The following is a 21,882-nucleotide window of genomic DNA, read 5'->3' as shown; positions in this document are numbered from 1 at the left end:
GCCATGCCCGGCGCGCCGCACCCGATTGGAGATCTCATGCCTGTCTCAGGACTCGAAATCCCATTCGAAGCCCGACTCTCCCCGTTCCTGGACCGCGCCCACGATCACGGCCTCCGATGGGCCCGTGAAACAGGTATGGTAAAGAGCGACAAGGCCGTGGCGTACTGGACCGCCATCCAAATGGACGGGTTCGCCTGCCGGTACTGGCCGCAGGCCCCCGAACAGAACATCGACCTCGCAGTAGACGTCATGACGTTCTACTTCTTCTTCGACGACCAGTTCGACGGCGAACTCGGGTACAACCCCGACAAAGCGCTCGACGTGCTCGGACACCTGGCCGAGATCACGCTCACGGATGGCCGCACGGACCAGCGGAACCCCCTCTTCGTAGCGTTCGCCGACATCTGGTCGAGGGCCATTCAGAACATGTCCCCCACCTGGCGGTACCGAGCCGCGCACCACTGGCGCGACTACTTCTACGGACACTTCTTCGAAGCAGTTGGACGAAAAGGCAACCTGGTTCACGACTTGGCCTCGTACAAGCAAGGCCGACTTTCCAGCGCGGGCCCCAAGACCTCGATCGACCTGATCGAGCGCATCGGCGGGTACGAGGTTCCGGAGCACGTCCTGCTCTACCCGCAACTGTGGTTGATGAGGGAGATAATCGCCGAGACGACGTGGATGTCCAATGATCTCCAGTCATACGAAAAGGAGCTGAACGCGAAGAACGATTCGGACAACCTGGTCTTCGTCGTCAGCCGCACATCGGGCATTCCCATCCCGGAGGCCGCGGACCGGGTACGCGCCGAGGCCCACCGGCGGCTACAGGAATTCGCCAGGCTTGAGGACGAACTTCCCCGCATCATCCAGGCGCTGGGCGCGGAAACCTACGGGAAGGTGATCGAGCTGTACGTCGAAGGTCTCAAGTTGAGCCTGGCAGGCCAGGACGCGTGGGGCAACACGACGTTCCGCTACCAGCGGGACGACCTCCGGCCCACCGCCGTACTCGGATACCTCGAAGACCTGACCGGCGCAACCAACCCGTCCGTAGTGCGGGGATGATCCCTCGCTGAATGCGGGCACGAAGAGCGGGGAGCCGGGCCTGACCGAGGTCTACCGGAACACGTTGTCGTTCCGGTGATGCGCGCCGGGCGTACTCGAACACCCCGCCACCGCGGATGCGGTGTCTTCCCCAGGTGAGCAGTGCACCGACCGGATGCCCACCACCAGCCGCCCGCCTCCACGCCATGACCGCGCACCCCGACGTCGATCCACTGCCGCCACGTCTGCGGTGTCGGCGAACAGGGCGGCGTCGAAGCGCGGATTTCGCCTTCGCAGGCCAGCAGCAGCGATACCGCGTGGGTGGCTTGGGGTGCTCGACGAAGGCGGGCGGGAGCACGGGGCGGCCGTGGTTGCCGGGTTGGATCGGGCATGGCGCCGGACGGCCGAGCACGGTTTCCCAGCGGCGGATCGCCGGCCCGTAGATGCCCCAGTCCACACAGCACGACGACGGCTTGGCGGTCGGCGCGCCGGCGGGGTCCGTCGGCCGGGTCGGGCGCGGCTACGAGGTGGTGCCGCCTGCCTGGGCCGTGGTGGAGGCAGGTAGGCGGATGACACCGAGGGCAGCATCAGGTCGCCCTTGCTGCCTCGCTGTGAGGTTGTCCCCGGGGACCGGACACCGGATTTCATGACACGAGGGCGAGACCTTGACGATAGCCGACGCGGGCTTCGTGCGGGGTGCGGTAGCCCAGTGTCGAATGTAGACGGTCGTGGTTGTAGTAGCCCGGGTAGGTGAAAACGTCCCGGCGGACGTCGTCGCGGGTGTCCCACACGCTGGTGCCGATCTCGGTCTTGAGGGTTCCGAGGTGGCGCGCTTGAGGATTTCCACGCCCTCGGCCAGTGGGCGGTTCTCCCGCCGCAGCCGGACCGGTTCCTCCCGCTCGTCGGTGGCCAGCCCGTCGGTGCGGGTGCCGGAGCCACGTTCGGCCCGCACGACCCACTGCCGCTTCCGCCGCTGATCGCGTTGCTCAAGCGCGCTCATGTCGATGTGCGGGATGCGCAGTAGCGGGACGGCGTTGGGTCGACGGTCCTGTCACCGACCTGGAACCGCGGTGCGGAGGGGTCCGTTCAAGGGCGCGGTCGTCGCGGAGGTGATGAGCGGCTTCGCGGGGGATCAGTCCTGCAGGTCCTCGGCGGTGAATGAGCGGCGCTCGGTGAGCCGGGCCAGGTGCGCCTCCAGGGTCTGGAGCTGCTCGGGCCCGATTCGTGCCGCCCAGCGGCTGCGCACGTCGTCGAACAGGGCACCGCCGATGGTCATCAGCTCGTGGCCCCGACGGGTGACCCGAACGCGCTTGCGGCGTGCGTCGACCGGGTCGGGCTCGCGATCGACGTAGCCGAACCCCTCCAGCGTGGCGATGGTCTGCGCGGCGGCCTGCTTGGTGACCGACAGCCGGCGACCGAGCTCGGAGGCGGTGTCGGCACCCGCGTCCACGGCGCGCAAGGCGAACTCGTGCACGGGGCGCACGCCTTCGTGGCCCCGTTTCGCGAGTTCGGCGGTCACCTCGTCGACCATCGTGTGGAACCCGCCGAGCAGCAGGAGCGCGAGCTCGGCGCCGCTGGACTGCGCCATGTGGTCGATCATACGAGGCCCGTCGAGATAGACAAGGCGCTTGTCTTTCCCCTAGTGTTCGACAAGTAGCTTGTCTATCTGCTGGAAGGAACCCGATGAACCCCCACGCCGCCACCCTCCCCGAGGTCGACCACCACCGCCTCGGCCTCAACGGCACCGAGCTGCACTACGTGACAGCGGGTACCGCGGGGTCTCCGGTGCTGCTGGTGCACGGCTTCCCGGAGACCTGGTGGGTCTTCCACAAGCTGATCCCCCTGCTGAGCGAGCACCACCGGGTGTTCGCCGTCGATCTGCGCGGGTTCGGCGACTCCGCCACCGCCGCCCCGGAGCACGACAGCGCGACCGCGGCGGAAGACCTCGGCGAACTGATCGCACGCCTGGACGTCGGGCCCGTCCACCTCGTCGGCCAGGACATCAGCGGCCCCACGACGTTCCGCGTCGCCGCCGACCACCCGGAACTCGTCCGCAGCTACACCGGGATCGAGACCGCACTTCCGGGGTTCGGCGCGGAAACGCTCGCCGACGTCGCCCGCGGCGGTGCCTGGCACATCGGCGTTCTCGCCGCCCCGGGCATCCCGGAGATGCTCCTCACCGGACGCGAGCGCGCGTTCCTGGCCGACTACGCGATCCCCTCGCTCGCCGCGAGCCCCGAGGCGTTCACCGACACCGACATCGACGAACTCGTCCGCTCCTACGCGCGGCCCGACGCGTTCGCCGGGGCCGCCGGCCTGTACCGATCGCTGCTCGCGGAGGGTGACGAGCTCCGCGAACTCGCGGTTCGCAAGCTGGGCATGCCCGTACTCGCGGTCGCGGGCTCTTCGGGGGACTTCACACCCGCGACGTTGCGGCAGGTCGCCACCACCGTGACCGCCGTGCGCATCGAGGGCATCGGGCACTACGTGGCGATGGAAGCCCCCGACCGGCTCGCGGCCGCCCTCCGGTCCTTCTACGCGGACATCGACCGGGAGTGACGCCTCGATCCACGGCGCGCCCGCGTGCCTCCTCGTTGGACATCCGATCCTGTCGATGCACCGGGATGTCGTCCGGCTCCGGCCGCAGCCGTTGACGCCGACTACCCGTTCCCCGGTACCTCGGTTCGCCAGCCGAGGAGGATCGCGCGGAGCGCCTGCTCGGCGAGCCGCCGGGCGCGCTCGGTGCCGACGGTGCCGAGATGGCCGAGCGAGGCTATGCCGTGGAGCGCGCCCCAGATGATCTCGCAAGCCTCGTCGGGGTCGGCCAGGACCACGTCGTGTGCGTCCGACCAGGCGGCGAGCAGTTCCCTCAGGACGGCGATGGCCGGTTCCGCGGCGTGCCGGCGCTCGTCCGCGTCGACCGCGGCGCTGTTCATGACCTCGTAGAGGTGCGGGTGCTCGCCGGCGAACCGGACGTACTCGGACGCCATGCGCGTCATGCGCCGGTCGATACCGGGCTCCTCGGCGGCCTGCCGGAACTCGGCCAGCATCAGGCGGTGGCCGTGCGCGACCAGCTCCAGCACGAGCGCGTCCTTGTTGGCGAAGTACTGGTAGACGACGGGTGCGGAGTATTCGATGTCGGTCGCGATGCGCCGGATCGTCAGCGCCGCGACGCCCTCCGCCTCGAGGACGTGCAGCGCGGCCTCGATGATCCGTTCGCGGGTGCTCGCCCGTTCCCGGGCCCGTCTCGTGCTGGTCGGCATGCTCCGCCACTTCGCCTCGGTGGTGTCCTCGGACACTAGCCGCCGAGCCTTGACGACGACATCTCGACCCGGCTAAGTTAACGTTGTTAGAAAGTCTAACGCTGTTAGATCCTGAGGCGCGCGGCCCGAGCCACCACATCGATCGGGCCACGACGGTCGAGCGCCGCGAGATTTCCGACGTCGGTGACGACGACCCGGAGCTGAACGCCAAGATCCAGCAACCGCACCGGCGCCACAGCGACCTCAACCCGAGACCCCAAGGAGAAGCCCGCCATGGCCGAACACGTCATCATCGGCGCCGGTTCCATCGGCACGAACGTCGCCCGCCTGCTGGTCGAGCGCGGCGACCGCGTCCGGATCGTCACGCGCAGCGGCTCCGGCCCCGAGCACCCGCTGATCGAGCGGGTCGCCGCGGACGCCTCCGACCCGTCACGGATGACCCGGCTCTCCCACGGCGCGAAGGTGATCTACCACTGCGCGAACCCGCCCTCGTACACGATGTGGGAGCGCCTGTTGCCGCCCCTGCAGACCGCGGTGATCGCCGCCGCGAAGGCCAACGACGCGGTCCTGGCGCTCACCGGCAGCCTCTACGCCTACGGGCCGCAGCCCGGCGGCCGGATGAACGAGCGCACTCCCATGGCCGCCACCGGGCGCAAGGGCCGCCTGCGCAAGCGGATGTGGGAACAGGCCCTCGCCGCCGGCATCCGCACCGTCGAGGTCCGCGGCTCCGACTACATCGGCAAGGACGCCGTCGGCATCTACTCCATGCTGATCGCACCGGCATTGGCGAAGGGCCGTGCCGCGTGGATCACCGGCCACCTGGACATGCCGCACACCTTCACCTTCAACGGCGACATGGCCAAAGCCCTGGTCACGCTCGCCCAGGACGAACGCGCGTGGGGTCGGGCCTGGCACGTGCCATCCCCACCGGCCGTCACCGTCCGCGAGTTCGCACGACGCTGCGCCGTCGCCGCGGGCAGGCCGCCGATCACACTGATCCAGTTGCCGCGCTTGGCGATGCGCGCGGCCGGGTTGGTCGTGCCGATCGCCCGCGAGGTGGCCGAGATGGACTACCAGTGGTACGCGCCGTTCCACATGGACGCGACAGAGACGGCGGACACCTTCGGCCTGGCCGCCACCGACCTCGACACCGCCATCCGCGACCAGGTCGGCGCGATCAGGGGGGAACACGCCGACGGGGGTCAGCGGTCGAACACGTGACCAGCTCGTCGCCCATGCCGACAGGTGGATCTCACCGCCACCGGTTGTAGGTGTCGTGCAGGCCCGGCTTCACCACCGCGGAACTCGTGGCCGATGCGCTTGTGCTGCAACACCTCGGGCACACCGTCCCCGATCAGTCACGGTTGGACGGCCGAGGTGATCGCCCGGGTGACCGCTGTGACCGCCGGGGTGGCGGTGCCGGGGAGCCGGGCCACGAGAACCCTGCGGATCTCGGGTGGCGCGCCCTGGACCCGCAGGGAGATCACCCCGGGCGGGACGACCGGCGACAAGCCCTCCGGGATCGTGGTGACGCCGAAACCACCGGCGACCAGGTGCAGTTTCGTCAGCCAGTCCCGTGCGCTGTGGACGATGCGCGCTCGTCCCGGCAGGCCCGGCCAGATACCGAGCAGTGGCTCCGCGCTCGACGAGGGGCCGGCGATCCAGGGTGCGTCGACCAGTTCGTCGACGTGCACGGACGTGCGGCCCGCGAACGTGCCGGCAGCCGACGCCGCCACGAGGAGCTCGGTGTCCTGGACGGCCGTGATGTGCAGCCGTGGCGACTCGCCGTCCGGTGGCCGGTGCGGTGGGCGGGAGGTGAGCACGGCGACGTCGATCGAACCGGTGCGCAACGCCCGGGTCATGCCGGGCGTGGTGCCTTCGCGGGTGGTGACCCGGACCCGTGGCGCGGTGCTGGCGAGTCGGGCGAGCGCGGCGGGCAGGATCACCGGTCCGGCGCTGAGGACCAGCCCGAGTCGCACCAGCTCCGCACGAGGGGCCTCGCCGGTCAGGTCGCGCTCGGCCGCGTCGACCGACTCCAGGATCGTCCGGGCGTGGCGCAGCAGCGTCAATCCGCGCTCGGTGAGCCGCACCCCGTCGGTCTGCCGCTCGAACAGGGTGGCCCCGACGCTGCGTTCGAGGGCGATCGCCTGGCGCGAGACCGCGGACTGCGTGTAGCCCAGCTGCGCGGCGGCGGCGGTGAAGCTGCCCGCCTCGGCGATCCGGCACAGCACCCGGAGGCTCGCGCTCGACACGTCCATGCCCACTACGCATACCAGACATGCCTGATCACCGCTTCCCGCATGTCCCTGCCGCGCTTAGCGTGGCGTGGGACGAGACAGGAAGGTTTCCCATGCGTGCAGCGACACTCACGGCGTTCGGCTCCCCGCTCGCGGTGCACGACGTACCCGACCCGCGAACCGGCACCGGTGAGGTGCTGGTCGAGGTCCTGGCGACCTGTGTGCCCCCGTACGCGGCCGAGGTGTTCAGCGGTGAACGGCGCTACCCGCTGGAACCACCGGTCGTGCCGGGTGTCGGCGGTATCGGCCGGGTGGTCGGCGTGGGACCGGACGCGACCAAGCTCGAGGTGGGGGACGTGGTGTGGTGCGACCCCACGGTCCGCGCCCGCGACGACGCCCTGACACCGGACATCACGCTGCAGGGGTGGAGCTCCCGCGGCGAGGGCGGCGCCGAGCTGGCCCGATACCTGCACGACGGACCCTTCGCCGAACTCATGCGGGTGCCCACGGAGAACGTGCACCCCCTGCCCGCCGGGGCGGCGGCCGATCCCGCGCGCTGGTCCGTGCTGGGCGTGCACACCATTCCCTACGGGGGGCTGCTGGCAGGCGGACTCGCGGCCGGTGAGACGGTGCTGGTCAGCGGGGCGACCGGCAACCTCGGCAGCAGCGCGGTGGCCGTCGCGCTCGCCATGGGTGCCGGGCACGTGGTGGCCCCGGGCCGCAACCGGGCCGTCCTCGACCTGCTCGCCGACCGGTTCGGCGCACGGGTGAGCCCGGTCGAGCTCAGCGGGGACGAGGACACCGACCGCGCGACCATGGCGGCGGCCACCGACAGCCCGATCGACGTGGTGCTCGACCTCCTGCCGCCCCGGGCGCCCAGCTCGGTGGCACGTGCGGCGGCCATGACCGTGCGCGAGTACGGGCGGGTCGTGCTGATGGGTGGCGTCGGCATGCTCGGCGGTGCGGATCTCGCCCTGCCCTACCCCTGGATCATGCGCAACTCGGTGACCGTCCGAGGCCAGTGGATGTACCCGCGGGCGGCGAACGTCGGCATGATCCGCCTCATCGCGACGGGCGCCCTGGACCTCGCCCCCGAACGCATCACCCGGTTCGACCTCGACCAGGTCAACGACGCCGTCGCCCACGCGGCCGCGCACGGCGGCCCCTTCGACCGCACCGTCCTCATGCCGAGGGCCCGCGGTCACCGGGGACCGGTCGGCTCCCGGAGAGCGGACCGACCGGTCGTGGAGAGCTGTCGACGGGGGAAGTGACCCGGACGGTGGTGCCCCGCCGGGGCGCCGAGGTGACGTCGAGCGTGCCGCCGTGCGCGGTCACGATCGCCTCGACGATGGCCAGGCCGAGGCCCGACGAACCACCGCCGTCGCGGCTGCGGCCGGGGTCGACGCGGTAGAAGCGCTCGAAGACGTGCGGCAGGTGCTCCGGCGCGATCCCGTCACCGTCGTCCCGCACCTCGACCACGGTGATGGCCCGGTCGGCGCCGACGATCCGGGCGTCGACGAGCAGCCGCATCTCAGCTGTGCGGCAGCGGAACGGGGTCGGCGAGCAGTTCCGGGCGCCAGTTCTCCAGCAGGTCGGGTCGGCCGAACAGGTAGCCCTGGAGGTAGTCGCAGCCCTCGCGGCGCAGCCAGTCGGCCTGGGCTTCGGTCTCGACGCCCTCCGCCACGGTGCGGGCCCCGAGCACGGCGGCGAGCCCGATGATGCACCGCACCACGCCCTCGTTGCGCGGGTCCCCGCCCAACCCGGCGGTGAACGACTTGTCGATCTTCACCAGGTCGAACGGGTAGCGGCGCAGGTAGCTCAGCGACGAGTACCCGGTGCCGAAGTCGTCCAGCGCGATGCGCACCCCCAGTTCGCGGACCGCCATCAGCACCCGCATGGCGGTCTCGTCGGCCCACACCGCCTCGGTGACCTCCACGGTCAGGTCGGCCGGTGCCAGGCCGGTGGCCGACAGCAGCTCCGCGACCTCCCGCGGGAAGACCTCCCCGGACAGCTGCCCGGGCGAGACGTTGACGGCCACGCCCAACCGCCGACCGTCCCGCCGCCACCGCACGGCCCGCAGGCAGGCCGTGCGGAGCACGTGCACGCCCAGGGGCACGATGAGCCCCGTCTCCTCGGCCAGGCCGATGAACTTGTCGGGGCCGAGCAGACCGCGGGTGGGGTGCGCCCACCGCACGAGCGCCTCGGCGTGCGAGGCGCGTCCCGACGCCGCGTCGATGATCGGCTGGTAGTGCAAGACCAACTGCCGGCGGGTCAGCGCGTCGCGCAGGTCGACCTTGTCCTTCTGCTTGACCAGGACCTCCTCGCCCATCGCGGGCTCGAACAGCCGCACCCGGCCCCCGCCCTCGCGCTTGGCCACGTACATCGCGATGTCGGCGTCGTGCAGCAGGTCGGTCGAGGTGGTGCCGCCCCCGTGGGACACCGCGACGCCGATGCTCGCCCGGATCACGTGGGAGTCCGCGGGATCCGCCGAGGGGGTCGCCAACGCGGTCAGCAGCCGCTCGGCCAGCCGTGAGCGGTCGTCCCGGGCGGTGGTCAGCACGGCGAACTCGTCACCGCCCAGGCGCGCGACCACCCCGTCCGCCCCGGTCGCGGCGCGCAGGCGCCGGGCGGCCGCCACCAGCCGCCGGTCACCGGCCCGATGGCCTTCGAGGTCGTTGACCTCCTTGAACCTGTCCAGGTCGACCAGCAGCAACCCGACCGGCCCCTGGTCGGCGGCCAGCGCCCGGTCGACCAGTTCGAGGAAGCGGCGGCGGCCGACCAGTCCCGTCAGCTCGTCGTGGTCGGCCCGCTCGCGCAGCACGTCCTCGCGGACCTGGCGGGCGGTGGAGTCCGCGACCGCGACGAGCAGGCGGCCCGACCGCGTGCCGGGGTCGAGGTCCACGGGGTGCAGGGTCAGGCTCGCGGCGGTGTCGGCGCGGTCGAGCCGCACCTCCACCGGCTCCCCCGCCTTCCCGCGGCAGCCGTCACCGCAGCGGGTGATGTCCGGCCCGTGCGGGCACGGCACCGCGCCGGTCCCGTCCCAGCCGAGCAGGTCGGCGGCGCGGTCGTTGAACAGCTCCGGTCGACCGTCGCCGTCCAACAGGACCAGCCCGACCGGACTGGCGCGCACCACCGCCGCGGTGGTCCTGGTGGCCTCGTCGAGCCGGCGCAGGGTCGCCTCCGCCAGGTGCACGGCGCGAGTGGTCTCGTACAGGGAGGCGGAGCCCACGACCAGCCCGACCAGGGGCAGCAACGCCGGAACCAGCTCCGTGGCCGTCGGCCCGGGGCCGAGCGCGACGGACGCGCCGATGCCCACCAGGTACCCCGCCACGGCGCACGTCGCCTTGGCCGGGAACCGGTCCGCGCCGTCCACCAGCGCCCTGCGGACCGTCGCGCCGAACAGGAACCCGAGCACCGGCTGGGGACCGGGCAGCACCAGGACGCCCGCGGTGATCGCCGCGACCTCCGCGAGCACGAGGCCCACGCCGTCGTGGCCGGGCCGCAGGACCCACGTGCCCAACACCCCCGCCACCACACCGGCGACCACCGCGCCGACCGCCCCGCCGGCCGCGGCGAGCTGGACCGCGAAGACGACGCCACCGATCCAGGCGAAGACGGCGGTCCAGCGCCGCACCCGCCGCACACCAGCACCCGTCATCGGCGACGATGCCCCGTCAGGATCGGGAAGCGAGGTGAATAACCGGGTCGGACGAGTCACGGTCCTCCCTCAACGACATGGCCGCAGATCACGTCTTGATCGGAGCGGACCATACTATGCGGATCTCCGCCGCGGTATCGATCCTGCCGGTAGAGCAATCGTCCTTGAACAAGCGCCGCGTTCGAGAACTGCTCGCCTTATCGGCCGCAGGTCAACCGGTGCTCACCGCGTGGCGATTTCGGCGAGCCGTTCGAAGCAGGTCGACATTGACGCGGTCGCACGAGCATGAACTCGTGCGAGTGCGACGAACCGGTTCACCTGATCGTGCACCGCGCCCGCCACGAATTCCCGCGTCAGTCGCACGAACGCCGACCTCCGTGATGTACCGGTGGGTGTCGATTGCGCCAATTCGGGGGCCTGTTCGCGCAGTCCGAAATCGGATGGCCTCCGCCGGTCCGGGGCGGGGGTGCGCCGCCGCTCGGCGTTTCCGCCGCCTCCGTCCCGACGGCGAGGGCCAGGCGGTCGGCGTCGTGGACGACCAGCGGGGTGCGCGAGAGCCGGTCGAGCAACCGCTGCACGCTCGGGGTGACCCGCGACGACACGACGTCCGGGCCTGGCGCGGCGCACCCCGCCGGCCCGGCGTCGGCGGCCCACCGGCGCGCCTGGTCGACGTCCGGGCCGCCGCGGCCACCGCGCGCGGTCTGCTCGCCGACGGCGCCGTCCGACCGCTGCGCACGCTGGCCGCCATGGCCCTCGACGACAGGTGCGACCACCGAGCTGTCGGAACGTGCGGGCATGTCGCGTTACCCGGGCCGCCGCGGCAACGGCCCGGTGGCCGCCACCGGCACGTGCGGCTCGATCAGTGCATGGACCTGCGACCGTAGAAGCCGGTCACGAGTGCCACCCCGCCCGCGGCGAGACCGACCTGGATGGCGATCTCGATCCAGTCGAAGCCGCGGGTGTCGTCCACGCCGAGCGCGGTGGCGACGAAGGTGCCCACGACCGCGGCCACGACGCCGACGACGATGGTGAGCCAGATCGGGATGTGCTGCTTGCCGGGCAGCACCAGCCTGCCCAGCGCGCCGATGATCAGTCCCACGAACAGGGCACTGAAAAAGCCGGAAACCTCCACGTCCACTCCCCGGGGCGTCAGATGGGTGACTGGTGTCCGATGACGGATCGGATCCTTCCCCGAACCGGGCCTCCCCGGACACCGCCACCGGGCGAATTCTTGGCAACGCCCCCGCCGCCCCCCGGTCGATCCGCCACACCTCGGCTCCCGCGCGTGGGAGGCGCGGGAGCCGAGGTGTCACCGGGTCACTCGTCGAAGCCGAACGCCTCGCCGCCGTCGTCCTCGAAGACCTCTTCCATCGCCTCGCCGAGGATCATGCCGCCGACCACGCCGGCCGCCGCGCCGGCGACGACGCCGCCCATGCCCGGGCCGCGGTGGTGGCCGTGGTGGCCGTAGCCGTGCTGGTCGTAGCCGTGGTGCCCGTAGCCGGGCTGGCCGTAGGCGGCGTGGCCGCCGCGCTGGGCGACCTGGGCCAGCCACTGGTTGATCGCGCCCGCCCAGTCGGTGCCCAGCGCGTCGTGGTGGGTGGTGTGGAAGCGGCCGAAGGCGTCGGAGCCGGAGGAGAACAGGCCGCCGCGCTTGTCGGCCTCCAGGACGACGACCAGTTCGTGCGGGTTGGTCACGAAGGTCAGCTCGACCTGGTTGACCGCGCCGGCGAACTGCGGCGGCGGGTAGAACTCGATCTCCTGGTAGAAGCCCAGCTCCTGGTTGACGCCGTGGATGCGCCCAGCCTCCACGTCGGCGCTGCGGAACTGGAAGCCGAGCTGGCCGAACGCCTGGAGCACGCGGTCCTGGGAGGGCAGCGGGCCGACCAGGACGGGGTCCAGGTCGCCCTTGTCGGGGGCGCCGGAGATGACCAGTTCGGTGCGCACGCCCACGGTCATGCCGGGCAGCGGCTGCCCGCCGACCGCGGTGATCGGGGTCTCCCAGGGGATGGGCAGCTGGAAGGGCACGGTGACCGGTTGCCCGGCCGCCACGCGCACGCCCTGGGCCACGGAGGCGCGCAGGAACTCCGAGACGCCGTTGAACTCGTGGTCGCCGTGCTCGACCTCGACGCGGGTGACCAGGGACAGCAGGATCTGGTCGATGTGGGCGTCGTTGCTGCCGCCCTGGATGCGGACCTGGCCGGTGATGACCTGGCCGGGCTGGGCGTGCGGGGTGTCCAGGACGGTGTCGACGGACGGGCCGCCGACGCCGAACGCGCTGAGCATCCGTTTGAACATCGGGCTTCATTCCTCCGAAAGGGTGTGCGGGGAAACCTCAGGTGGCGCGCAGCAGGGGGTCGGTCTCGTCCTCGAAGTCGCCGATCAGCTCTTCCAGCAGGTCCTCCAGCGCGGCGATGCCCACCACCCGGTCGGCGTCGGCCACCAGGGCCAGCTGCGCCCGGTCGGCACGCATGGCGGTCACCGCCTGCGCGACCGGCAGCGTCGCCGGCAGCGTCAGCGGCGGGGTCATCAGCTCCCGGGCGGTCCTGTCCACCCCGTCCGCGGCGTCGCGGACGGCGTCGCGGATGTGGACCAGGCCGACGAAGCGGCCGTGGGTGTCCACGACCGGGAAGCGGGAGCGGCCGGACTCGCGGCTGCGGCGCTCGATCGCCCGCGCACGGGTGTGCTCGGTGACGCTGACGGCCCGGTCGACGGGCACCATGACCTGGGCCAGGGTGGTGTTCTGCACCTGGAGCATCCGGGTCAGCAGGCGCTGCTGGCCCTCGGGGATCAGGCCGTGCTCGCCGGACTGGCGCACCAGCATCCGCAGGTCGTCGGGGCGGTGGGCCTGGGCCAGCTCGTCCTGCGGGGTCACCTTCAACGCGCGCAGCAGCGCGTTGGTCAGGCCGTTGAGCCCGGTGAGCACCCAGCGGACGGTGCGGGCGAAGCCCCGGAACGGGATGGCCAGCAGCTTCGCCGACCGCTCGGGGTGGGTGATGGCCCACGACTTGGGCGCCATCTCCCCCACGACCATGTGCAGGAAGACCACCAGCACCAGGCTGATGGCGAAGGCGATCGCGTAGGCCGCCGCGTCGGGCAGCCAGGCGCCCAGCAGCGGGTCGAGCAGGTCCGCCACGGCGGGCTTGGCCAGCGCGCCCAGCCCCAGCGTGCACAGCGTGATGCCCAACTGCGCGCCCGCGAGCATCACCGACAGCTCGCGGACACCGGCCACGGCGGCACGGGCCGCGCGGCTGGTCTCCGCTTCCTGCTCCAGCCGGTGCCGCTTGGCGGCGATCAGCGCGAACTCGGCGGCGACGAAGAAGGCGTTGAACACCAGCAAGAACAGCGAGACGAGCAGTGCCCAGGTGGTGCTCATCGGACCTCCTCCCGCTGCCTGACCGGCGCGCCGATCACGACGCGGGCCGGGACGTTGCGGGCGACTTCGGTGACCCTGATCGACACGCCGTCGACGGTGACCTCGTCGTCCACGAGGGCGGTGCGGCCCAACCGGTGCAGCACGAGCCCGGAGACGGTGTCGTAGCTGTCGTGGACGGGCAGCTCCACACCGGTCGCCTCGGCGATCTCGTCCACGCGCATCCGGCCCGGCACCCGCCACACCCCGTCCCCGACCTCCTCGATCACGTCCTCGACCAGGTCGTCCTCGTCGTGGATCTCGCCCACCAGCTCCTCGGCCAGGTCCTCCAGCGACACCACCCCGGCGAACCCGCCGAACTCGTCGACCACGCAGGCCAGCTGCCGGTGCTCGGCGCGCAGCCGTTCCAGCACGGCGGGCAGCGGCAGCGTCGCCGGGAGCACCAGCGCGGGCGAGGCGATCCCGCCGATCGCGGTGGTGGCGCGCTGCTCGGGCGCCACGGTCAGCACCTCGGCCAACCCGACCACACCGCGCAGGTCGTCCAGGTCCTCGCCGGTGACCGGGAAGCGGGAGTGGCCGGTGTCCAGCAGTTCCGCCACCCGCGAGACGGGCTCGTCGGCGCGCACGGTGTGCACCGACACGCGCGGCGTCATCGCCTGCTCGGCCACCAGCTCGCGGAACCCCAGGCCCCGGTCCAGCAGCCGAGACAGCTCCGGGTCCAGGTGACCCTGCTCGCCGGCGTCGCCGATGATCTGCTTGAGGTCCTCCGGGGTGGCGCCCTGCGGCAGCTCCTCCACCGGCTCGATGCCGACCGCGCGCAGCAGCCGGTTGGCCGCGGCGTCGAACAGCCGGATCACCGGACCCGCGACCTTCAGGTAGACCAGGGTCGAGGAGGCCAGGGCCGTGGCCAGGGCCTCGGGCTTGGCGATGGCCAGGTTCTTCGGGAACAGCTCGCCCAGCACCATCTGCACCGCGGTGGCGAACACCAGCGCCACGACCATGGACAGCGACACCGTGACCGCCTCGGGCAGGCCGGTCAACCCCACCAGGCCGGTCAGGCCGGAGCCGAGCAGCGGCTCGGCCACGTAGCCCACCAGCAGCGCGGTCACCGTGATGCCGAACTGGGCGCCGGAGAGCATGAACGACAGCCGCTGGGTGACCCGCAGGGCCCGCTCGGCGGACTTGTCGCCCGCCTCGGCCATCTGCGTCAACCGGCCCCGGTCCACCGCCATGTAGGCGAATTCCTGGGCCACGAAGTACCCGGTGGCCGCGGTGAGGGCCACGATCGCCAGCAAACCGAAGAGGATCAACACGGCGCGACCGCCGCGGAGCCACAACCGAAGATCAGCCGGGCCTGGCCCGGCCGAGTACTACAACCGTCTGTGTCGGTCTCATCAGGCATACTTAACACTAGCACGTGCGACTGTAGGGTTGACGATGACTGTTCGGCGAGAGGGGCGAGAGTGACCGAGGTCCTGCTCAGGATCGGCGAACTGGCCGCCAAGGCCGGGGTCAGCCCCCGCACCGTCGACTACTACACCAACCTCGGCCTGATCTCCCCGGCCAAGCGCACCGCGGGCAACTACCGCCTCTACCACCCCACCGACGTCGACCGCATCCACCTCGTACAACGCCTGGAGGTCCAGGGTGTTCCCCTGGAGGAGATCTCCACCGCGCTGACCACCCGGCAGGCCGACGTCACGGCCATCCTCGACCTGATCAACACCGACCTGCGCACCCTCCAGGCCGCGGCCGAGAACGCCTCCCCCGAGGTCCACGGCCTGCTCGCCGCGATCGCCGCCCGCGTCCACTCGCTGATCACCGTCGCCCTCCAGATCCCCCCGGACCTGCTCGTCCCCTGACGCCCCACGGCGCGGGACACGGCCGGTGGCCGCCCCGCAGGAGGGCATCAGCACCGGTCGACCTCCCGAGGGCCGTCAGGGCCCTCGCCGGAGACGACGGGAGCCGTCTCCGGCGAGGCGACGATCGGATCCGCTCGACGGCAGCCGAGGGCGACCGGGGGCGGCCGGGGGTTACCGCTGGTTCCCCGCGCGCAGCCAGGCGATGTAGTCGGCGGCGGCCGCGGCGGTGTCGTACCGGGGCTCGAACCCGGTGTCCTCGCGCAGGCGCGTGATGTCGAGCCAGCTCACCGGGCGGTCCCCGGCCGAGGGGAGTTCGCACCGGAAGTCGGGCTCGACGGAGTTGATCGCGGTGACGACGTCGGTGTTGCTGGTGGCACGGCCGGAGGCGACGTTGTACGTGGAGTGGTTCAGCTTGTCGGCGAGTTGCAGCAGCGCGAGCGCGCGACCGGTGTCCTTGACGTAGAGCAGGTCGAGGGCGTCTTCGGCGTGCGGCGGTGCGATGAGCCCGGACAGGTCGGGTTCGCCGCGCCGGGCCGCGGCGTGGGCCAGGGAGGGGGCGGCGAAGAACGGGTCGGGCAGGTGGCCGCCGGGACCCCAGGTGCCGGAGATGCGCGCGTTGACGATGTCCACGTCGGTCACGTCCGAGAGGTGGCCGGCGAGGAGTTCGGTGATCTTCTTGAACGTCGGGATGGCGTGGGAGTGCCCCAGGGGGATCGGCACGTCCTCGGTCAGCGCGCCTTCGGTGGCGAAGCCGTAGACGCCGATGGTGCTCGCGGTCACGACACGGCGCACACCCCAGGTCCGCGCGGCGCGGACGATGTTGAGGAACGCGTCCAGCGCTCCCGCGGTGGCCTCGACCGAGTCGGTGTCGGTCACCGGCCACGGCAGGGCGACGGCGAGGTGCACGATCCCGGTGATCGGGTACTGCCGGCCCACGGCGAGCAGGGCGTCGAGGTCGGCGACGTCGGCCTGGGCGACGTGGACGGGCAGGTCGGCCAGGTGCGGGGGGATCTGCGGGGTGCGGCGCTGGAGCAGGACGCACTCCTCGCCGGCGTCGGTGAGGGCGCGGACGGTGTGGGAGCCGATGAAGCCGAGCCCTCCGGTGACGAGGATCATGGTCGCGCCTTTCGCAGTGGTTCTGATCGTCAGTACTACTGACGATCAGAGTAAGCCTAAGATGGGGGTCGTGTCCACCGAGCCGAGCACCAGCGCCGACCCGCACGAGGTCCTGGGGTACCTCCTCAAGCACGCGACCCTGAAGCTCACGGCGTTGACGGACGCGGCGCTCGGACCGCTGGGGATCGACAGCAAGGACTTCGGGGCGCTCCGGGTCCTGGCCCACCGGGAACCGACGTCGCAGCTGCAGGTGGCGCAGACGCTCGGCATCGACCGCACCACGATGGTGGCGTTGCTGGACGTGCTAGAGCGCAAGGGCATCGTCACGCGGCGACCGGACCCCGCGGACCGGCGCAGGAACGTCGTCGAGCTCACCGAACAGGGGATGCGGACCTACGACGCGGCGCGGGTGGCGTACGGGAAGGCCGAGAGCGCGTTCCTGGCCGCGCTCAGTCCGAATGCGACGAGTCAGTTTCGCCGGACGCTGCGCACCCTCCTGGAGAACTGACCCGGGCCCGGATCACCGGTGACCCCGCCCCGTCGACACGCATCGACCGGGCCGGCAGGACGACCCGGTGCGGGACGTTGTCGCGAGCCCGATCCGCCGACAGGGGCCAGGTCATCCCCACCCCAAACCCGAGAAGCGGTCCGGTTCCCGGCCGACCTCGACCCGAATCCGGCCGAGGCGATCCGGGGCGCCCCCGCAGGGCCTGTGCCATCCTCGACAGCCCCCCGATCGACCGGGGCGCCCGCCTCGACCTACGACCTGGCCGCGGTCGCGCCCACGGCATCATCGACACCCTCACCGCGGTGGGCATCCCGTCCTGGGCGAAAGCGCCGTCTCCACGGTCACGACCTGGCGGCGGGAAGGGCTGTGGGAGCGAAAAGGACTACGAGTACAGCCTCGACGCCTCGAACAACACGATCCACCTCGCCATGATCATGCTCCACCGCCTCGGCAAACCCTCCACATAGTCTTTCAGACACCCTCTAAACAACCACCTGGCCTTGGGTGAAGACCCCCTGCTCGAGCAGGTCAGCGATCCGTCGACGCATGGCCACCAGTTCGGCGTTGTCGGCGCTGGTCGTCCCGGGAACCTGTGCGCTGTCGATGCGCTCCTGGCGGCGCCGGGCGTAAGTCGTCTGGTCGCCGATGTCGAGGTCCGCGCAACATGGGCGGCACTAGGCGGGGATCGGGATGTCCGTCAAAACGGGGCAGGCTCAGCGTGTGCCAGCTCGTCCAGCTGCGTCACGAGCACCTTCTCACCCAACCGCACGGCCAGAGCGCGCAGCGTGCCCACATCAACCCCTCCCACGTCGAGCTGGCGGGCGACCTGCTCGATCCGCGGCCAAGCCTGCCCGGTCTCGAGCCGCGAGCGAGCGCCCAGCAGTGAACGCGCCCGGCTGAGCAGGGCCTTTTGTCGCAACCGCACGTCGTCGCACCACGGCTGGAAGAAGCTGTCGCCGCGCACCACGAACGACCCGAGCTGGTACAGCGGCAGCCCGTCGTCCGCGCCGAAGCTGCGGCCGGGCAGCACGACGCGCAGCAAGCCGGTGGGCAGTCGGACCAGGCGGTGTCCGGTGAGGTTGTACCGGTCGGCCCACTCCCGCGCCCGCTTCTCCTCGTGCTCCGGGTCCGCGGCGCGCTGCTCGTGCTCCAGGATGGCGGTGATGTCGGGAGTCGCCTCGACGAGCGCGCCCAGATCGGAGTCGGCCTCACCGACCGCCTGGGTGTAGGCCAAGTAGCGCGTTCGGCCGGTTCGCGACAGCCCGCGCACCACGATCAGCGGCAGGTACACCAGTTCCGGCGGGCCGAGCGGACGCGGGTTGTCGATCCGCTCGGGCAGGTTGAACCTGGCGCGCTCGGGGTTGCCCGACAGGGCCGTCAGTGCCGCCGGGTCGAAGCTCCACCGCGTGAACAGCCTCTGGAAACGTCCCCCGGTCGGCAGCTCGTCCCACGGCAGCAGGGTCACCTTGCGCGGGTCGTAGCAGACCTTCGTCAGGGGCCGGCTGGCGAAGCCGTCGAAGTACAGCACGCGACGGTCCTCGTTGGCGACCGCGTACCGCCTCCCGTCCCGCACGGACCTCAGGCCGACCTCCGTCAGCCACCAGCGGCCGTCGGTCGTCCCGACGTGGCCGATCGCCTCCAGCGCCCGCAATGCCCGGTCCACCAGCAGCGGGTCCAGCGAGAAGAACGCCGCCAGCTCGGCCGTGGTGGTCAGACCTGCCTCGGCGATGCCGCGCGACAGGTGGCGGTCGATGAGGTCGTAGTCCTCGGCGACGACCACCGTCGCCCGCACGGTCACCTTCCACACCGGCAGGAGCAGCGAGTGGATGCGCGTCGGGACGACCTCGTGCTCGAACGCGGCGTCCTCCAGCGCCCGCGGTTCGGGGTAGGGGAACAACCTCGCCCTGCTGCTCATCGCCCACCGATCCGGTTGAGGACTTCCGCGTACTGCCTGATCTCGCCCGCCGTCGCCACGTGATCGCGCAGCGCCCGCGCCAGGTCGCGGAACCCGGCGTCCCGCGCCATCGTCAACGTGTCCAGGTCACCGACGAGCACGAGCTGCTCCTTGGCACGGGTGAACGCGACGTTGGCGCGCCGCAGCTCGCGCAGGAAGCCCACGTTGCCGTCCGGGTTGCTGCGGGTGAAGCCGTAGAGGACCACCTGGCGCTCGCCACCCTGGAACGAGTCGACGGAGCCCACGTTCAGCCGCACGTGGGCCTCCTTGCCGATCAGCTCCACGATCGCGGCGGTGACCGCCTTGACCTGCGCGCTGTAGGGCACGATCACCGCCCACTCGCGGCCCGTCGCGTCGTAGTGCGCGGCCAACCGCGACAGCAACAGCGATTCGGCCGGGTTGTGGTAGCCGTTCTGCCGGTGCTCCCGCCGGCCGGCCGGTCGTTCACGCCGCTGCTGCGCGGGCAGCCGCGCGGTGTCGACGAACACCAGCGGGCTGCCGAACAGGGAGTCGTCGTGCACGCGCGTGCCGGCGGTGCGCAACCTGCCGCCGTAGAAGACCCGCGAGCTGAACTCGGCGATGACCGCGGGCATCCGCCGCTGCCACGTCAGCGGCACGACGTTCACCTGCGGCAGGCGGTCCACCAGGTGTTCCAGCGCGCTCTGCGCGAGCAGGGCGCGAATGCGCGGGTCTCCCACATCCCGCCCCCAGGTCTCGACCTCGGAGTCGAGGAACGGTGGTAGCTGCTGCTGGTCCCCGACCAGCACCGCCCGCCGGGCCCGCACCAGCGGCACCAGCAGGTCGGCGGTGCCGATCTGCCCGGCCTCGTCGACGATCGCCAGGTCGAAGCCCACGTCCGACAGCTCCGGGCGGGACGCCGTGCCGATCGTGGTGGCCGCCACGACGTGGGCGTAGCGGATCAGCTCGGGGTGCAGTTGCGTGGTGGCCCCGGAAACCTCCCGGTGCCAGTCCGCGAGCAGGCGCGCACGGGCCTGGAGCAGCGGCAGTCGCGCTCGCAGCCACGACACGAGGGCCGTCAGGTCGTGCCGGACCGCCACCGGGTCCGTGGTGTCGCGGACCACGGGTGGCGGCTCGGAGCCGCCGATCGCCGCACGCGACGCATGAGCGGCGAGGAACGCGGATTCCCGCGCCTTCTCCGCCTGTTCCCACCACTGCGCCAGCACCGAACCCGCGTGGCGCACCGCGGGCGCGTGCTCGGTGACGGCCTCCAAGTGCTGCCGGGCGTGACGCAGTTCCTCGCCATGGCCGTGCCGGGCCGCATCGAGTTGCCGGGCCTGCGACCAGAGCGCGGCGCCCCGCCACCGGGCCCACCAGCCGAGCAGCGGGATCCGGCCGACTCGCGTGACGCGTTCGCCCGCCCGGTGCACGCGTGCCGACCGCCGGTCGAGATCGGCCAGCACGGCCTCCAGCCCGTCCACACGGGCCTGGGCGGGGCCCCCGGCGTCGCGTCGGGCCGCCGCGACGCCGGCGTGTGCCTCGTCCACGCGGGCGTACACGGCCAGCAGGGCGTGCACGCGGTCGGCCAGCTCGTCGGTCCACTTCTGCGCGATCTCCAGGTCGGCGAACTCGCGCAGTCCTCGGTCGACGCCCGCGAGCACCTGGCCGCGCAACTGCCGCGCCTGCTCGTCCAGCAGGTAGGGGCGGCCTTCCTCGGTGACCGTGCCGGCGTTGCCGACCCGCACCACCACGAGGTCCGGTGACAGCCTGGGCAGGATGTTGTCCACAGCCCGGTTGGAGTGCGAGGTGACCAGCACCCGCTGCGGCGGTCGCGTCCACCCGTCCCCGCGTGCCGCCGCGTGCGCGACCTGGCTGATCACCCGCGTCTTGCCGGTGCCCGGCGGGCCGAGCACCAGCATCAGGTCCTCGACGGCCAGGGCCCTGCGGAACGCCCGGAGCTGGTCCGGGTCCAGGTCTTCGGTCGGGGTGTCCGGCGCCTCGCCGAGCGGCCGGGTGCGCGCGTCGACCAGGGCGGTCAGCAGGTGCGGGTTGCGCGTCAGCCGGTCGCGCAGGGCGGTGATCGCCTCTCGCTGCTTCTTGAACACCACCGTGCTCGTGGTGGTCTCCAGCTCGCCGGTCTTCGGCAGCAGCTTCCAGTCCACGGCTTCGTCGAACCGGACGGTCGCCACCCGGCCGTCCAGCCGCACCACCTGGCCGCGGTGCTCGTCGTAGCCCTTCACCTGGACGAACGCGCCCTCCTCCGGCACGCCGGTCCCGCCGATCGTGAAGCCGTACACGGCATGCGTGCCCTGCCGCTGTTCGCCGACCGGTGCGACGTCGCGGTACGGGTAGGGCCGCTCGCCGCTCGCGGCCGCCACGGCGACCCGCTCGCCCGCGTCGACGACCTGTTCGACGGTGTCGAGGAACGCGGCGTGGTGGGGCGGGAGGGCGGGGGCCGTCGACGCGTCGGCCTGCGACCGCACGAGCCGTTCCCACTGCTGCTCGATCTGCGGCCAGAACGAGTGCACGCCCTCGCGCAGTTCGTGCAGGCTGTCCACGTGCCGCCAGCCGATCGCGCACAGCGACAGGAAGTGCCGGGCGAGCCGGTGGTGGTCCCTGATCCGGAGCGGGTCGACCCACCTGACCTTGTACCCGCGTCCGGAGTGGGTGGGTTCGAGCCGGACCGACCAGGCCGTGCCGTAGACCAGCAGCGTGCGCCTGCCGTTCCGCCGGTTGGGCTCGTCCACCGTCGCGGGCACGCCGCCGCGGGAGGCCGACAGCTCGGCCACCACCTGTGCGACGCTCAGCGGCAGCCCGGGGTGGTTGCGCGTCTTCTCCCGCAGCCGGTGGTCGTCTTCCGCGGACGCGACGAGGTGGATCACCCCGTTGAGGGGCAGCTGGACGGAACGCACCGT

19 protein-coding genes are annotated in these 21,882 nt (G+C 71.8%); 6 read left to right on the top strand and 13 right to left on the bottom strand.

Translation table 11 applies throughout. The annotated features are described in order from the left end of the window. The first annotated feature begins 3 nt into the window (after window positions 1-3). Window positions 4-1,062, top strand: coding sequence for a terpene synthase family protein (locus EKG83_RS14085; protein WP_153278071.1), 1,059 nt, complete (start codon window positions 4-6; stop codon window positions 1,060-1,062). Window positions 1,063-1,685: 623 nt separating this feature from the next. Here the strand turns inward: EKG83_RS14085 and EKG83_RS49005 are convergent. Both EKG83_RS49005 and EKG83_RS14075 read right to left on the bottom strand, forming a co-directional pair. Beyond that, on the bottom strand, window positions 1,686-2,000 hold the full coding sequence (locus EKG83_RS49005) for an integrase core domain-containing protein (protein WP_084716999.1): 315 nt from the start codon (window positions 1,998-2,000) through the stop codon (window positions 1,686-1,688). Window positions 2,001-2,173: 173 nt separating this feature from the next. Continuing rightward, window positions 2,174-2,629: a MarR family winged helix-turn-helix transcriptional regulator gene (locus EKG83_RS14075; RefSeq protein ID WP_228122608.1), complete on the bottom strand. Its 456-nt coding sequence runs from the start codon at window positions 2,627-2,629 to the stop codon at window positions 2,174-2,176. A 95-nt stretch (window positions 2,630-2,724) separates the two neighbouring features. Here EKG83_RS14075 and EKG83_RS14070 point away from each other — a divergent pair, with 95 nt between their 5' ends. Continuing rightward, window positions 2,725-3,600, top strand: coding sequence for an alpha/beta fold hydrolase (locus tag EKG83_RS14070; protein WP_033434537.1), 876 nt, complete (start codon window positions 2,725-2,727; stop codon window positions 3,598-3,600). Between the two features lie 101 nt (window positions 3,601-3,701). Here the strand turns inward: EKG83_RS14070 and EKG83_RS14065 are convergent, their stop codons facing one another. Beyond that, window positions 3,702-4,304, bottom strand: coding sequence for a TetR/AcrR family transcriptional regulator (locus EKG83_RS14065; RefSeq protein ID WP_033434568.1), 603 nt, complete (start codon window positions 4,302-4,304; stop codon window positions 3,702-3,704). Window positions 4,305-4,577: 273 nt separating this feature from the next. Here EKG83_RS14065 and EKG83_RS14060 point away from each other — a divergent pair, with 273 nt between their 5' ends. Continuing rightward, a complete protein-coding gene (locus tag EKG83_RS14060) occupies window positions 4,578-5,525 on the top strand; it encodes an NAD-dependent epimerase/dehydratase family protein (protein ID WP_033434538.1) in 948 nt (315 codons plus the stop codon). 137 nt (window positions 5,526-5,662) lie between these two features. On the opposite strand, the gene EKG83_RS14055 is transcribed toward EKG83_RS14060, so the two are convergent. Then, window positions 5,663-6,562 (bottom strand): LysR family transcriptional regulator, encoded by a 900-nt coding sequence (locus EKG83_RS14055; protein ID WP_033434569.1) that lies wholly within the window; start codon window positions 6,560-6,562, stop codon window positions 5,663-5,665. A gap of 92 nt (window positions 6,563-6,654) precedes the next feature. Between EKG83_RS14055 and EKG83_RS14050 the strand changes: the two genes are divergently transcribed. Further along, window positions 6,655-7,812 carry an alcohol dehydrogenase catalytic domain-containing protein gene (locus tag EKG83_RS14050; RefSeq protein WP_228122607.1) on the top strand — a complete coding sequence of 386 codons (1,158 nt, stop codon included), beginning with the start codon at window positions 6,655-6,657 and terminating at the stop codon, window positions 7,810-7,812. Here EKG83_RS14050 and EKG83_RS14045 read toward each other — a convergent pair. From EKG83_RS14045 to EKG83_RS14015, 6 genes are all read right to left on the bottom strand, one after another. After that, the gene (locus EKG83_RS14045) at window positions 7,724-8,071 is read right to left on the bottom strand and encodes an ATP-binding protein (RefSeq protein ID WP_033434539.1); all 348 of its coding nucleotides are present in this window, start codon (window positions 8,069-8,071) and stop codon (window positions 7,724-7,726) included. The two genes, EKG83_RS14050 and EKG83_RS14045, sit on opposite strands and share 89 nt — an antisense overlap. 1 nt (window position 8,072) lies before the next feature. Continuing rightward, window positions 8,073-10,199 (bottom strand): putative bifunctional diguanylate cyclase/phosphodiesterase, encoded by a 2,127-nt coding sequence (locus EKG83_RS14040; protein WP_153278070.1) that lies wholly within the window; start codon window positions 10,197-10,199, stop codon window positions 8,073-8,075. A gap of 859 nt (window positions 10,200-11,058) precedes the next feature. Next, a complete protein-coding gene (locus tag EKG83_RS14030) occupies window positions 11,059-11,331 on the bottom strand; it encodes a GlsB/YeaQ/YmgE family stress response membrane protein (RefSeq protein WP_033434540.1) in 273 nt (90 codons plus the stop codon). Window positions 11,332-11,516: 185 nt separating this feature from the next. After that, window positions 11,517-12,494: a sporulation protein gene (locus EKG83_RS14025; protein ID WP_033434541.1), complete on the bottom strand. Its 978-nt coding sequence runs from the start codon at window positions 12,492-12,494 to the stop codon at window positions 11,517-11,519. Between the two features lie 37 nt (window positions 12,495-12,531). Next, window positions 12,532-13,572, bottom strand: a complete 1,041-nt coding sequence (locus tag EKG83_RS14020; RefSeq protein WP_033434542.1) for a hemolysin family protein — start codon at window positions 13,570-13,572, stop codon at window positions 12,532-12,534. Then, complete coding sequence (locus tag EKG83_RS14015; RefSeq protein WP_033434572.1) at window positions 13,569-14,882, bottom strand: hemolysin family protein; 1,314 nt, start codon at window positions 14,880-14,882, stop codon at window positions 13,569-13,571. Before EKG83_RS14015 ends, EKG83_RS14020 begins: the two co-directional genes overlap by 4 nt. Window positions 14,883-15,032: 150 nt before the next feature. Here EKG83_RS14015 and EKG83_RS14010 point away from each other — a divergent pair, with 150 nt between their 5' ends. After that, window positions 15,033-15,431: a MerR family transcriptional regulator gene (locus EKG83_RS14010; protein ID WP_033434543.1), complete on the top strand. Its 399-nt coding sequence runs from the start codon at window positions 15,033-15,035 to the stop codon at window positions 15,429-15,431. Between the two features lie 171 nt (window positions 15,432-15,602). Here EKG83_RS14010 and EKG83_RS14005 read toward each other — a convergent pair whose 3' ends face one another. Further along, on the bottom strand, window positions 15,603-16,547 hold the full coding sequence (locus EKG83_RS14005) for an NAD-dependent epimerase/dehydratase family protein (RefSeq protein WP_033434544.1): 945 nt from the start codon (window positions 16,545-16,547) through the stop codon (window positions 15,603-15,605). Window positions 16,548-16,617: 70 nt separating this feature from the next. Here EKG83_RS14005 and EKG83_RS14000 point away from each other — a divergent pair, with 70 nt between their 5' ends. Further along, window positions 16,618-17,055, top strand: coding sequence for a MarR family winged helix-turn-helix transcriptional regulator (locus tag EKG83_RS14000; protein ID WP_211269242.1), 438 nt, complete (start codon window positions 16,618-16,620; stop codon window positions 17,053-17,055). A gap of 697 nt (window positions 17,056-17,752) precedes the next feature. Here the strand turns inward: EKG83_RS14000 and EKG83_RS13995 are convergent. Then, the gene (locus EKG83_RS13995; protein WP_153278069.1) at window positions 17,753-18,970 is read right to left on the bottom strand and encodes a hypothetical protein; all 1,218 of its coding nucleotides are present in this window, start codon (window positions 18,968-18,970) and stop codon (window positions 17,753-17,755) included. Beyond that, window positions 18,967-21,879 carry a DEAD/DEAH box helicase gene (locus EKG83_RS13990; RefSeq protein ID WP_051766754.1) on the bottom strand — a complete coding sequence of 971 codons (2,913 nt, stop codon included), beginning with the start codon at window positions 21,877-21,879 and terminating at the stop codon, window positions 18,967-18,969. Before EKG83_RS13990 ends, EKG83_RS13995 begins: the two co-directional genes overlap by 4 nt. Between the last annotated feature and the right edge of the window lie 3 nt (window positions 21,880-21,882).

This window comes from Saccharothrix syringae (assembly GCF_009498035.1).
GTDB classification, from domain to species: domain Bacteria; phylum Actinomycetota; class Actinomycetes; order Mycobacteriales; family Pseudonocardiaceae; genus Actinosynnema; species Actinosynnema syringae.
This window is presented reverse-complemented; position numbering and strand designations above follow the sequence as displayed.

Excerpts from the sequence above, each read along its gene's own strand:
- EKG83_RS14085 (WP_153278071.1), top strand. The coding sequence starts at position 4 with ATGCCCGGCGCGCCGCACCCGATTGGAGATCTCATGCCTGTCTCAGGA.
- EKG83_RS14075 (WP_228122608.1), bottom strand. The coding sequence starts at position 2,629 with ATGGCGCAGTCCAGCGGCGCCGAGCTCGCGCTCCTGCTGCTCGGCGGG.
- EKG83_RS14070 (WP_033434537.1), top strand. The coding sequence starts at position 2,725 with ATGAACCCCCACGCCGCCACCCTCCCCGAGGTCGACCACCACCGCCTC.
- EKG83_RS14065 (WP_033434568.1), bottom strand. The coding sequence starts at position 4,304 with ATGCCGACCAGCACGAGACGGGCCCGGGAACGGGCGAGCACCCGCGAA.
- EKG83_RS14060 (WP_033434538.1), top strand. The coding sequence starts at position 4,578 with ATGGCCGAACACGTCATCATCGGCGCCGGTTCCATCGGCACGAACGTC.
- EKG83_RS14055 (WP_033434569.1), bottom strand. The coding sequence starts at position 6,562 with ATGGACGTGTCGAGCGCGAGCCTCCGGGTGCTGTGCCGGATCGCCGAG.
- EKG83_RS14050 (WP_228122607.1), top strand. The coding sequence starts at position 6,655 with ATGCGTGCAGCGACACTCACGGCGTTCGGCTCCCCGCTCGCGGTGCAC.
- EKG83_RS14045 (WP_033434539.1), bottom strand. The coding sequence starts at position 8,071 with ATGCGGCTGCTCGTCGACGCCCGGATCGTCGGCGCCGACCGGGCCATC.
- EKG83_RS14040 (WP_153278070.1), bottom strand. The coding sequence starts at position 10,199 with ATGACGGGTGCTGGTGTGCGGCGGGTGCGGCGCTGGACCGCCGTCTTC.
- EKG83_RS14025 (WP_033434541.1), bottom strand. The coding sequence starts at position 12,494 with ATGTTCAAACGGATGCTCAGCGCGTTCGGCGTCGGCGGCCCGTCCGTC.
- EKG83_RS14020 (WP_033434542.1), bottom strand. The coding sequence starts at position 13,572 with ATGAGCACCACCTGGGCACTGCTCGTCTCGCTGTTCTTGCTGGTGTTC.
- EKG83_RS14005 (WP_033434544.1), bottom strand. The coding sequence starts at position 16,547 with ATGATCCTCGTCACCGGAGGGCTCGGCTTCATCGGCTCCCACACCGTC.
- EKG83_RS13995 (WP_153278069.1), bottom strand. The coding sequence starts at position 18,970 with ATGAGCAGCAGGGCGAGGTTGTTCCCCTACCCCGAACCGCGGGCGCTG.